Source organism: Pelagerythrobacter sp. (genome assembly GCF_041912895.1).
GTDB lineage: Bacteria > Pseudomonadota > Alphaproteobacteria > Sphingomonadales > Sphingomonadaceae > Pelagerythrobacter.
Window position 1 is genome coordinate 1,341,898 of sequence record NZ_JAYSGI010000001.1, and the last position, 11,661, is coordinate 1,353,558.

The window sequence follows — 11,661 nt, forward strand, 5'->3', positions numbered from 1 at the left end:
ATAGCGGCCATGTGCAATCTCTACGGCATGAGGGCTTCGCGCGACGAGGTCGCGGCCCACTTCCGCGCCAACGACGAATGGCCCCGCGAGGTGACGCTCGAAAAAGACTACGTCGCGCCCGGCAAGCCCGGATGGATCGTGCGCGAGGAAGCCGGCGCGCGGGTTCTCGATACGATGCTCTGGGGGTTTCCCTTCCAGGGCAAGCCGGTCACCAACGTGCGCAACTACGGCAGCCCGTTCTGGCGCTCCGCGCTGCAGGAACCGTCGCGCCGCTGCCTCGTGCCGGTCACCCGCTTTCAGGAGTGGTCGGCCGCACCGGATCCCGCGACCGGCAAGAAACGTCCGTACTGGTTCAACCTGCGCGCGCAGCCGATCTTCGCTTTCGCCGGGATCTGGCGCCCGGCCGAGCCTTCACCGTTCTTCTCGTTCCTCACCACCGGTTACGAGGGCGACCCGGCGGCGCACGCTGTCGGCGCAATCCACCCGAAAGCGATTCCAGTGATTCTGCACGAAGAAGACCATGATCGCTGGCTCCACGCCGAAATCGACGATGCGCTCGAGCTCGCAGCCGCCTTCCCCTCGCAACTGATCGAGGTCGCCGCAGGATGAAGGGCTATCTCTACGTCGCCGACGTTACCGGCACCGAGATCGAGGGATCGCGCCGCGACCTCGCCCACTGCCAGACACCGGAGGCGTTTCAGAAGATCTGGACTGAGCTGGCCGCCAAGGCGGGCGAGGATTGTGTCGTGCTAGACAGCGAAATCGATCGGAGCCAGCGTGGCAACGAAGTGTGAATTCGCCTTCCTGCTCGCACTTTGGCTGATCGGCGCGCTGATCGCCATCAACGCCCTGATCGCCTGATCCGCCCCTACCGCAGCGACCCCGCCGGGATCCGCTCGCCCTCTTCGGTAATCCGGTCCCCGTTGGCGCAGTTGTAGTCGCGGAAGCTCAGCAGGCGCACGCCGAACCAGTCGTTCATCCGCCGCATGCGTTTCACGATCGGCACGATCTCGGTTTCGTAGAAAACGTCCCGCGCCTCGTCGACCTTGCCGAAGCCGGCATTGTTCAGCGGGATGATGCCGATCAGCTGGGGCGGCACCCGGTGCGCGGCGAGCAGATCGTCGCGGCTGATGTTCTTCACGCTGGAAAATTCGTCCTTCGCCGCGACGTCGGCGATCGGTATCAGCTGGATGCCGTCTTTCTTGCCCTTCGGGATATGCAGGAACATGTTCTTGAAGTTCCCGACGCCCTTGGCCTGCTTGAGCGCGCCTTCCATCTTCGCGGCGGTCTCGTTGTCGGCCAGCGGCTCGCTCAGGTAGAGGATGAACCCCGCGTGCGCCCCGTTCAGGTAGTACCGGCGGCGGAACAGCGTCGCATTTTCGTTCAGCAAGCCGCTCTGCAGCGCCGAGAGCCATTCGGGCAGGCCGTAGAGCTCCTGCGCGACGTCGGGCTGCTGCAGGTGGAAGATGCGGCCGAGCGGATATTCGTGCGCCGTCCCGATCGGCCCGTTCACGAACCAGTAGACATCGTCGTCGACGCCGCGGCGGGTGTGCCGCGCCGGCGAATGCCCCGCCCGGGCGATGCGCTGGGCGTTGTTCGGCACGAATTCGAGATAGGCGTTGCCCATCTGCAGGAAGTCGAGCGCGAACCGCTCGAAATCGTCGGCCGACAGCCAGCGCGAGGGCTGCTGGTGAGCGACGAGCAGATTGACCTTCAGCGCCACCGCACTGCGATGATGCGGGCTCATGTTGAACGATCGCGCCAGGCTGTCCATCGGCAGCGGCGGTTCGTACCACCGCCCGTTGTGCCACACCTCGTAATACTGGCTCAGCTCGCGCCGATCGAGCACGCCCTCGGGCTCCCCGAACGTAAAGGCCATCGGCGCGGCGGCGGGCGCGCTTTCCTGCTCGACCAGCTGCTGTTCGTCCATCGTCGTTCCCCGTTTCATCGCGCCGCTTCTGCGCATCAGTTGAAAAACACGACCCGGCCGCCGGCGCTTTCGTGCGCGGTGCCGGCGTCGATCGGTTCGTTGGAAAGCGCGTGCATGATCGCCCAGGCGATGTCGGCATGGCCGATTTGCCCGTTACGCTTGGCGATGTAAGTGACGCCCTTCTGGCTGCCGGTCAGCGCCGGGCGTATCGCCATGAAGGCCTGCATCACGTCCGTCCAACCGGCATCGAATTCGATCCGGCCGGCGCGGAAGACGTTCTGCGCCTTGTGGACCAGCGCCGCCTTGCTCGCGAGCGAATATTCGATCTTGCGCGCCATCGCGAACCAGCGGCTCACCAGCTCCCACACCGCCAGGCCGTGCCCGGTGGTGTCGATCGCGATATCGGTCACGCGGTAGCGTTCGGCCACGCGCTCGATCGCATCGGCCTGCCCCTGGAAGTCGAGCCCGTTGAGGCGATACTTCTCCAGCACGCGGAACTTGCCCTTGCCCGCCTGCTCGGGCGGCGCGACCACCGCCAGCGCGGCATCGTCGCGGCCCTGCTTGTTGGGATCGTAGCCGAGCCACACCGGCAGGTCGCCGAACGGCCGCCCGCCCGCCACCTCGATCAGCGCGGGCTTGAAGTCGCGCCATTTGAGGAAGCTGTCGACGCGGGCCGGGGCGATGCGGCTCCACGGGAAGCTGCTCTCGCTGTCGTCCACGTCCTCGCATTCGAAGAGGTTGCGGAATTCCTCCTCCGAATACTCGAGCCGCAGCTCGTCGACGTCGACCAGCTTGCCCAGCCCCTGCGCGGCCGCGTCGTGGATCGTGAGCGTCTGCTGCCAGCTGCCATCGGGCATGATCGCCCCGCCGCGCAGATTGCGCAGCGACAGGTCGAACGGCTTCTGCTCGCCCTTCTTGCGGCCCTTGTTCCATTCCTCGCCCGACCAGAAGCCGTAGGACTGGTGCGTCTTGCTCGATGCGCTCGAGAAATAGGTCTTCCGGTAGATCGTGTGCGTCGCCATCGCGCTCGCCACGCGGCTCAGCTCGAGGAAATTGTCGACCCAGGCGAATTCGTCGAAATAGAAATCGCCGCTCTCGCCCTGGGCGGTGCTGCTGTTGGTCGACATCGGGTAGAGGCCGACCGCATCAAGATCGAACCCTTCTCCGGCGTCGTCCACGAGCCCGCCGAAGTCGAGCATGATGATCTTGCCCTTGAGCTCGACGCCGGTCACCCGGCGCACCCAGCTCACGATCTCGCGCCGGAACTTGAGCGCCTGCCGCTCCGAGGCGGACAGGAATATCTGGTTGCGCGGCTGATCGCCGTTCAGCACGTCCTCGGCGATCTTGCACACCGCCTCGCGGGCGAAATACCAGGTCGCGCCGACCTGCCGGCTCTTGCGGATTTTCCGCGTCCGCTGGTGCCGCTGCGACCACCAGTGCTCCTGATATGCGAAATTCTTGTCGTGGAAATCGTCGAGCAGCGCCTGCCACTGTTCGCGGGTCAGGCAGTTCTTGCGCTTTTCGGCGCGCTTGGCCTGCGCGGCATCGTCGTTGCGCTTCGCCAGCTTCGGGTTGAGGTCGCTTTCCTTGCCGGTCCCGTCGAACTTGCGGATCCGCGCGCCGCGTTCGAGCTGGCGCATCAGGAAATCGACGCGCTTCATGTCGCCCTCGGTGAAAGGTTCCTTGTCGAGCAGCGTGGCGATCTTCGCTTCGATCCGGTCCTCGACCACCGCGATCGGCGCGGCATCGTCCCACGCATCGCGGCGCTTCCAGCTCGCGACGGTCGGATATTTCTCGCCCAGCTCGGCGGCGATCTGCGTTAGCGTCCAGCCCCGGAAATAGAGCGAGCGCGCCTGGCGCCGCGCGGCGGCGGCGGCAAGCTGGCTCTCGTCCGGTTCCGGGGTCTCGGTGTGCATGGCCCTGCCATGCACCGCCGCGCGGGCCCGCTGGCTATCGGCCCGCAAAGTGAAACCGGCTTCCACCTTTCGCGCGCGTTGCGTTGAGGCCGGTTCGTCTGCCCCAAGGCACCCGACAGCCCTCGAGCAGCAACGCGACGGGGCAGACTGGAATTCGCGACGGGAGCCTTTTGATGAAGACCAAGCCCTTCCTACTCGCCACCGCCGGCAGCACGATCGACGGTCGGGTGATCGACGAGAAGATGCTCGACGAGATGGCCAAGGGTTACGACCCGAAGACCTACGGCGCGCGCCTCAACATCGAGCATATCCGGGGGATCAGCGGCCAGGCGCCGTTCCGCGCCTATGGCGACGTGCTCGAGCTGTCGATCGCCGACGTCGAGGTGAATTTCCACGGCAAGAGCGAAAAGCGCAAAGGCCTCTACGGCGTGTTCGACGTGACCGACGAGGCAAAAGAGCTCAACGCCCAGGGTCAGAAGGTCTATCCCTCGATCGAGATCGAGCCCAACTTCGGCGGCAAGGGCAGTGCCTACCTGATGGGCGTCGCGCTGACCGATTCCCCCGCTTCGATCGCGACCGAACGGCTCGCCTTCAACCGCAGCCTGCCCGGCGCGATCACGCTCACCCGCGACGCCGAGGGCCAGCCCGCAGGCCCGGGCAAGCTGGAATTCGCCGACGCCTCCGATCCCGGCGGAGAGAGCTTCCTCACCAAGCTCGGCACGATGCTCGACGGGTTCGCGGCGAAGTTCGGCGCTGCGAGCGAAAAGGACGGTGCCAAGCCTGCCGCGCCGCAGGGCGCAAAGCCCGAGGGCGAGGATGCCGGCACTGTGTTCGACTTCTCGCAGATGCGCCCGCTGTTCGAGCAATTCGGCCAGACGTTCGAGACCTCGATCGAAGGCCTGCGCACGGGCATTCGCGAGGAGATCGACCAGCTCTCGATCAAGATCAAGCGGGTCGAGGACGCTGCCGAGGCCAAGCCGACCGGCAATCACCGCAGCCGCCCGCCGGCCGATGGCGGCGCGCTCGATTACTCCAAGGTCTTCTGACCCGCCCTGCCCGAACAGCCCGCCCCGCAACCCTCTCCCGCCCCGCGACCAGTCAAACCTAGGGATCGACCGCCATGAACTACCATCTTTCCGATCGCGGCCGCCGGGCGCTCGACGGGCTCTACAGTGCCATCGGCAACATCAACGGCGTCGCCAACGTTCACCGCAAGTTCGCGCTCGATCCGACTTCGGAACAGCGCCTCGAGGACATGCAGCGCGAGGAGATCGCCTTCCTCGAGCGGATCAACATCATCCCGGTGCGCGACCTGATCGGGCAGGTGATCGGCCTCGGCGTCGAGGATTTCATCGCCAAGCGTACGAGCGAAGCCAACCTGCCGCGCAAGCCCGAGTATCCGGGCAAGCTCGACGATCGCGAATACCGGCTCTACGACACCGAGTTCGACACCAAGCTGCCGTGGCAGATCATCGACGCCTGGTCGAAGTTCCCCGATTTCGCGCAGCGCTATTCGCGGCAGGTCGCGATCTCGATCGGTCTCTCGCGGATCTCGATCGGTTGGCACGGCGTGACCGCCGCGGCGCAGAGCAACCCGGTCGCCAACCCCAACGGCGAGGACATGAACATCGGGTGGCTGCAGAAGCTGCGCCTCGAGCGGCCCGATCACGTCATGGGCCGCGCGCTGGATGGCGGCACCGGCACCGCCACCGGCGCCGCCGCCCCGGTTTACATCGGCAAGAACGCCGCGATCGCCGATGGCGACTACAAGAACCTCGACGCGCTCGCCTACGACCTGATCGCCGGCCTGCCGAGCTGGGCGCGCAGTTCGACCGAGCACGTCGTGATCGTGAGCCAGGACCTGGTCGACGAGAAGTACTTCCCGATGATCAACCGGCCGCTGTCGGACACGATCGACGGCGGGCGCGCGATCAGCGACCAGGTGACGTACGACATCGTGAAGTCGGCCAAGCAGCTCGGCGGGCGCCCGGCCGTCGTGGTGCCGAAGTTCCCCGACGGCACGATGGCGGTCACCCCGCTGTCGAACCTGTCGATCTACTACCAGGAAGGTTCGCGCCGCCGCTACATCCGCGACGAGCCCGAGAACAAGGCCAGCCTGGTCGACTACAACTCGGTCAACGAGGGCTACGTGCTCGAATCGACCGACTTTATGGCGATGGCCGAGAACATCACGTTCGGCGACCGCGAATAATACCCCCCGAGAGCGAGGAAACCGAAGCTGGCGTGAGGGCCGGCGACGGTGGAGCCCCGGATCCGGCGGAGGACCTCACAGATCCCGCCACCACTTCAGGAGAGCCTCCGCGATGGTAAGCCCGTTCCGCCGTCACCAGCAGAAAGCCCGCGCCGTCCTCGCGGGCAGCAAGGCCGCGCCCCAGACCAGCGCCGCGCCCCCGGCCCCGGCCGAGGACAGCCCCGCCGGGCAGGAATACGCCGGTCTGCGCGCCGCGCTGCACGACAACCTTCGCTCGCTGGCCGACATCGCCAGCCACGAGCAGCGGCAGCCCAAGAAAGCCGAGTTCGCGAAGACCTTCGCGCCGTGGATCGAGGGCGTGATCGAAGCGAACGCGCCGGTGCAGGATGAAATCCTCGTCACCAACATGATCTGGGCGATCGACTACGGCGATCTCGACTACGCGCTGCGCCTCGGCCGGTTCGCCATCGAACACAACCTCGCGATGCCCGAGCAGTACAGCCGCTCGGTCGCGTGCTTCATCGCCGAGGAGATCGCGGAGATCGCGCTGAAGGATGAAGACGCCGTGCGCCACGACCAGCTGGGCGACGTGCTGCAGCTGACCGCGCAGGCCGACATGCCCGACCAGGCGAAAGCCAAGCTGTTCAAGGCGCTCGGCCGCAGTTGGGCCCGGCGGGCGGAGGATTTCGACGCCACCGCCGACAACGCTCCCGCTGGCGGCGCGAAGGCCTATGCCGGCGAGGCGGAAGAGATGTTCCACCGCGCGCTCAAGCTCGACGAGAAGTCGGGCGTGAAGACCGACATCAAGCAGATCGAGAAGCTGCTGAAGGCGCTCGGCGACGCCGAGGACAGTTGACGCAAGAGATCGCCCACGGCGCTCGGGGGGCGGACGGAACGGCTTGCCGGGTCGCATGGCCCGCGCCGGTCGCGCCGTCCCCACCCCCCGTAAACCGCACCCGGGCAGCGTAAGAGGGAAACCAGATGGCCGGCCTCATCGCTCCGCCCGACAATGCCGATCCCGCAGACGCCGTGGTCTTCGCCGATGGCTGGTTTCCGGACATCCCGCTCGCGCTCGTGCGCGACAGGTTCCGGCTCGGCGACAATGTCGTCACCACGCCCCGCCTCGTTTCGGCCATCGAGGGCGCGATGATCTCCGCCTTCCGCGCGCTCGCGCTGTGGCGGGCGGAGCGGATCGTCGCGGGTGCGGCCACTTTCGACCTGGTGACGTTGGCCCGCCTCAACGACAGGAACATGGCCGAGGTGCTGTGGGAGCGGATCATCGGCAACTTCGCCGCCGCCGAGCTGGCCGACACGCACCGCGATGTCAGCGCCACCGATGACGGGCTCGATCGCGCGGAGGAGAAGTCCGAGACCGCCGACGACTACCGCCGCCTCGCATACCACGCGATCGCCGATCTCCAGTCGCTCGGCGGCGAGCCCGCGCCCCGCAACCGGGTGGCGCTGGTATGATCCCGCGCTCAAGCAGCGGAGCGGTAGCGCAGAAGGCAACTCGCTCAAGCAGCGAAGCGATAGCGCAATGAAGGCTACCGTGCGTGAGGGTGAGACCGTCGACGAGGTCTGCTGGCGCGTGCTCGGCCGGACGCAGGCGGTGACCGAGCAGGTGCTCGCGCGCAATCCCGGCCTCGCCGACCGTGGCGCGGCGCTCCCCGGCGGTCTCGAGATCGATCTCCCCGAACCGGCGCAGGCTGCACCCGCGCGCCGTGAAACGGTGAAGCTGTGGGATTGACCATGACCTCAAGCAGCGCAGCGGTAGGTCGGAACACGGCCTCAAGTAGCGCAGCGATAGGCCAGAAAAGGACCGTCTGATGCAGAAGACGCAATCTCTTCGACGGGCACTCTCCGCCGCGCTGCCCGAGCTCAAGCGCGATCCGGATCGGCTGAAGGTGTGGATCGAGAACGGCGCGGGGCAAAGCCGCGAGACCGCGACCCTCTCGTTCGGCTTCCGCTATCGCCTCAACGTGCTGTGCGTCGATATGAGCACCGATATCGCGGTGCTGGCGCTCGCGCTCTTCCGCTGGCTCCGCGTCAACCAGGTCGATCTGCTCGCGCCCGGCACCGATGGCTTCGCGTTCGACGTCGACGTGCTCGACAACGGGCTGTCCGATATCCTTTTCCAGCTCGACCTCACCGAAAACGTCTCGGTCGGCCCGCGCGAGGATGGCGGCTACGATCTCGCCTATCTCGCCGAACCCGATCCGATGTTCGCCGACGAGCTGCCCCCGGCGGGACTGCCCGAGACACCGCTGCTTGCCGAAGTGCGAACCGACGCGCGGCCCGCGCCGCTGCCAGACGACTGAGTCCGGACGAATGAGCTACGACAGCGACGCCCTCGCCGGGTTCGACGAGTGGTTCGGCAGAATCCTCGCCGGTCTTTCTCCGGGCAAGCGCAAGCGCGCGGCAGTAAAGCTCGGCCAGGCGCTACGGCGATCGAACCTCAAGCGGATCACCGCCAATGTCGAGCCCGATGGCAAGCCGATGGAAGCGCGCAAGCCCCGCCGCGATCGGCGCGGCCGGCTGAAGAAGAAGCGCGGCGGCAAGATGTTCCGCGAATTGCGCTATGCGCGGCGCTGGCGGATCGACGCGCGAACCGACAGTGTCGAGCTTTCGCCGAAAGCGGGGGCGAACGTCGCCGCGATCCACCACTTCGGCAAGCTCGGCACTGTCGGCAAGGGCCGCGATGGCAAGCCGATCAAGTACAAGTATCCGGCCCGCCGTTTGCTCGGCTTCGACGACGAAGATCGGCGCGCCGCGCTCGACGTCGCCGCCGAGCTGCTCGATCCCGGCGCTGGGTGAAACCGGCTTCCACCTGCCAGCGCCCTTCACGCAACACGCGCGGGCGAGGCACGGGTGAGCCATGTCCGGCACCATCGCCACCTCCACAGCGGTCGATCTTTCGCGCCTGCCGCCGCCCGACGTCGTCGAAGCGCTCGATTACGAGACGATCCTCGCCGACAAGAAGGCGCGGCTTGCCGCTGCGATCCCCGAATTCGACGCGCTGCTGGAGAGCGACCCGGCGATCAAGCTGCTCGAAATCTGCGCCTTCGACGAACTGCTGCTTCGCCAGCGGGTGAACGACGGCGCGCGCGCCGTGCTGCTCGCCTACGCGATCGGGGCCGACCTCGACAATATCGCGGCGCTGTTCGGCGTAACGCGCCGGACCATTCTCCCGGCCGATCCCCAGACCGGCGCGGCGGCGATCCTCGAGGCCGACGCCGATCTTCGCCGCAGGGTTCTGCTGGCGCCCGATTCCTATTCGGTGGCGGGTCCGGCCAGCGCCTACGTGTTTCACGCACTGAGCGCGCACGGCGACTTGCGAGACGCCGCCGCGACCAGCCCAGCGCCGGGCGAAGTCGTCGTTTCGCTGCTCTCGCGAACGGGCGACGGGACCGCGCCGCCGGCGGTGGTCGAGGCGGTCGCCGCCGTCCTGAACGATGACGGCATCCGCCCGTTGACCGACGCTGTCAGCGTCCGCTCGGCCGGGATCGTCAACTTCGCCATCGACGCACGGCTGACGCTCTACCCCGGCCCCGACGCCCAGCTTATCCTCGCCACCGCCAATCGCGCGCTCGCCGACCTGCTGGCGTCGCAGAAGCGCATCGGCCGGGATATCACCCGATCGGCGCTCTTCGCGGCGCTGCATGTCGCCGGCGTGCAAAAGGTCGAGCTCGTCTCGCCCGCGGCGGACGTGGTCATCGGCGGGACCGACGCGGCGAACGCCGCCCCGATCGCGGTCACCATCGCGGGCGTATCCGAATGAGCCTGCTCCCGCCCAACGCGACCCGGTTGGAGCGCGCGGTCGAGCAGGCCGGCGCAGGCCTGGCCGACGTGCCCGTGCCGCTGCGGCATCTGTGGAATCCCGCGACCTGCCCCGTCACGCTGCTGCCCTGGCTCGCCTGGGGAGTGTCGATCGATTTCTGGGATCCGGCGTGGAGCGAAGCGGAGAAGCGCTCGGCCATCGCCGGGGCGATCGAGCTGCAGCGCCGCAAGGGCACCCGCGCGAGCCTGCGCGCCGTGCTCGACCGGTTCGACCCGATGATCGAGATCGTCGAGTGGTTCGAGGATAGCGACTATCTCGACCCGCACACCTTCCGCCTCGAGCTGCCGCTGACGACGCGCAGCGACGTCGAATACGATACCGCGCTGGTAACCGCGCTGCTGCGCGACATCGCCGCGGTGAAGCCGCTTCGCTCGCACATGATCGCGGTCCACCGCATGCGTGGCCAGGCCCGTGCCGGCCTGCTCAGCGGCGGCACGCTGCTGGGATCGGTGCGTATCGATGCGCCGGCCGACACCGCCGCGGCTCTCGACCCCTACTGGAACACGCTGCTGCAGACCGAACAGGGCGAACCGCTCGAATTCGGTCCGGACGTCGGCGTGCTGGAGCACGTCTGATGGATGCCGAACCGTTCCCTTTCACCATCACCCAGATCGGGCTCGACGCGCTGGTCGATGCGCACAATGGCGAGACCGAATCGATCCGCATCTCCGAAGTCGGCCTGTCCGATCAGGCCGTAGCGGTCACGCCGACGCTCGATGCCCTGCCGGGCGAGTTCAAGCGCATCGCGACCGTTTCGGGCGTGGCGGCGGACGAGACGACGATCCACATGACCGCGACCGATTACAGCCAGGACGTCTACGATGTCCGCTCGGTCGGGCTGTTCCTCGCCGACGGCACGCTGTTCGCCGCCTATTCGCACGCCCCCGGCCCGCTCTTCCGCAAGGTCGATATCGCCCAGGCGCTGATCATGTTCGACATCGTCTTCGGCGAAGCGGTCGGCGGCGATATCGAATTCGGCGATGCCAGCTTCCTCTATCCGCCCGCGACCGAAGTGACCAAGGGCGTCGCCGAGCTCGCGACGCAGGCCGAAGTCGGCAACGGCGTGGACGACGCGCGCATCGTCACCCCGCTCAAGCTCAAGACGCTGCTTGATCCGCTGCTCGCCGCGATCGACCAGGCCATCGCGCAGGAGGTGGATGCGCGCACCGATGCCGACGCGCAGGAGGCCGCTGCCCGTGCGGACGCCGACGAGCAGCTCGGCGTCGATATCGCCGCCGAAGCCGCCGCGCGCACCGCCGCCGACAACACGGAGAAGACCGCGCGCCAGAATGCCGACCAGGCGCTGCAGGCGCTGGTCGACGCCTTGCGCGCGCTCACGATCACCGGCGGCGGTCTGGTCTCGGGCGGCGGCGCGCTGACCGCATCGCGCCAGCTCACCGTTCAGGCGGCAACGATAGCTGAAGCGCTGGCGGGAACACGCAGCGACGTCGCGCTGACACCTTCGTCGCTCGGCGGGTTCAAATCGAACTTCTCGCAAACCGATTCGATCAGGCTGCCGGGCGGATTGATCCTCCAGTGGGGGCGCTTCAGCGCAGGTGCCAACGGCAGCACGACAGTCACCTTCCCGCTCGCTTTTCCGACCGCCTGCTGTTCCGTGGTCGCCGGGGGCACCACGGTGCTCGACGAAGCATCGCAGGATAACCCGCCCGTGGTGGTGACCTCCACCATCACGCAAACGCAATTCGCCGTGTTCGCTTCGGACAACGAAGCCAGCGGCTGCGCCTACATCGCCGTGGGGTTCTGA

Annotated in this window: 14 protein-coding genes; 12 read left to right on the forward strand and 2 right to left on the reverse strand. The window is 67.2% G+C overall.

Going from position 1 to position 11,661, the window contains the following annotated elements; translation table 11 throughout:
• Positions 1 to 9: 9 nt before the first annotated feature.
• Both ACE3QC_RS06740 and ACE3QC_RS06745 read left to right on the forward strand, forming a co-directional pair.
• Positions 10 to 609, forward strand: coding sequence for an SOS response-associated peptidase (locus ACE3QC_RS06740; protein ID WP_374406495.1), 600 nt, complete (start codon positions 10 to 12; stop codon positions 607 to 609).
• Entirely contained in the window at positions 606 to 794 is a 189-nt protein-coding gene (locus tag ACE3QC_RS06745; RefSeq protein WP_374406497.1) for a hypothetical protein, read from the forward strand. The genes ACE3QC_RS06740 and ACE3QC_RS06745 overlap by 4 nt, the downstream gene beginning before the upstream one ends.
• 74 nt (positions 795 to 868) lie before the next feature.
• Here ACE3QC_RS06745 and ACE3QC_RS06750 read toward each other — a convergent pair whose 3' ends face one another.
• Together ACE3QC_RS06750 and ACE3QC_RS06755 are read right to left on the reverse strand one after the other, a co-directional pair.
• On the reverse strand, positions 869 to 1,948 hold the full coding sequence (locus ACE3QC_RS06750; protein WP_374406499.1) for a phage portal protein: 1,080 nt from the start codon (positions 1,946 to 1,948) through the stop codon (positions 869 to 871).
• 17 nt (positions 1,949 to 1,965) lie between these two features.
• The gene (locus ACE3QC_RS06755; RefSeq protein ID WP_374406501.1) at positions 1,966 to 3,846 is read right to left on the reverse strand and encodes a terminase large subunit domain-containing protein; all 1,881 of its coding nucleotides are present in this window, start codon (positions 3,844 to 3,846) and stop codon (positions 1,966 to 1,968) included.
• A gap of 173 nt (positions 3,847 to 4,019) precedes the next feature.
• On the opposite strand from ACE3QC_RS06755, the gene ACE3QC_RS06760 reads away from it, so the two are divergent.
• The 10 genes from ACE3QC_RS06760 (at position 4,020) to ACE3QC_RS06805 (ending at position 11,661) form a co-directional block, all read left to right on the forward strand.
• Entirely contained in the window at positions 4,020 to 4,892 is an 873-nt protein-coding gene (locus ACE3QC_RS06760) for a GPO family capsid scaffolding protein (RefSeq protein ID WP_374406503.1), read from the forward strand.
• 74 nt (positions 4,893 to 4,966) lie between these two features.
• Complete coding sequence (locus ACE3QC_RS06765; protein WP_374406505.1) at positions 4,967 to 6,058, forward strand: phage major capsid protein, P2 family; 1,092 nt, start codon at positions 4,967 to 4,969, stop codon at positions 6,056 to 6,058.
• 112 nt (positions 6,059 to 6,170) lie between these two features.
• Complete coding sequence (gpM, locus tag ACE3QC_RS06770) at positions 6,171 to 6,914, forward strand: phage terminase small subunit (protein ID WP_374406507.1); 744 nt, start codon at positions 6,171 to 6,173, stop codon at positions 6,912 to 6,914.
• Between the two features lie 125 nt (positions 6,915 to 7,039).
• Positions 7,040 to 7,528 carry a head completion/stabilization protein gene (locus ACE3QC_RS06775; protein WP_374406509.1) on the forward strand — a complete coding sequence of 163 codons (489 nt, stop codon included), beginning with the start codon at positions 7,040 to 7,042 and terminating at the stop codon, positions 7,526 to 7,528.
• A 67-nt stretch (positions 7,529 to 7,595) separates the two neighbouring features.
• Positions 7,596 to 7,805 (forward strand): tail protein X, encoded by a 210-nt coding sequence (locus ACE3QC_RS06780; RefSeq protein ID WP_374406510.1) that lies wholly within the window; start codon positions 7,596 to 7,598, stop codon positions 7,803 to 7,805.
• 79 nt (positions 7,806 to 7,884) lie between these two features.
• Entirely contained in the window at positions 7,885 to 8,376 is a 492-nt protein-coding gene (locus tag ACE3QC_RS06785) for a phage tail protein (RefSeq protein WP_374406511.1), read from the forward strand.
• A gap of 10 nt (positions 8,377 to 8,386) precedes the next feature.
• Positions 8,387 to 8,872 (forward strand): phage virion morphogenesis protein, encoded by a 486-nt coding sequence (locus ACE3QC_RS06790; protein WP_374406513.1) that lies wholly within the window; start codon positions 8,387 to 8,389, stop codon positions 8,870 to 8,872.
• Positions 8,873 to 8,933: 61 nt separating this feature from the next.
• Entirely contained in the window at positions 8,934 to 9,836 is a 903-nt protein-coding gene (locus ACE3QC_RS06795) for a baseplate J/gp47 family protein (RefSeq protein WP_374406515.1), read from the forward strand.
• Entirely contained in the window at positions 9,833 to 10,471 is a 639-nt protein-coding gene (locus ACE3QC_RS06800; RefSeq protein ID WP_374406517.1) for a phage tail protein I, read from the forward strand. Before ACE3QC_RS06795 ends, ACE3QC_RS06800 begins: the two co-directional genes overlap by 4 nt.
• Positions 10,471 to 11,661 (forward strand): hypothetical protein, encoded by a 1,191-nt coding sequence (locus ACE3QC_RS06805; RefSeq protein WP_374406519.1) that lies wholly within the window; start codon positions 10,471 to 10,473, stop codon positions 11,659 to 11,661. The genes ACE3QC_RS06800 and ACE3QC_RS06805 overlap by 1 nt, the downstream gene beginning before the upstream one ends.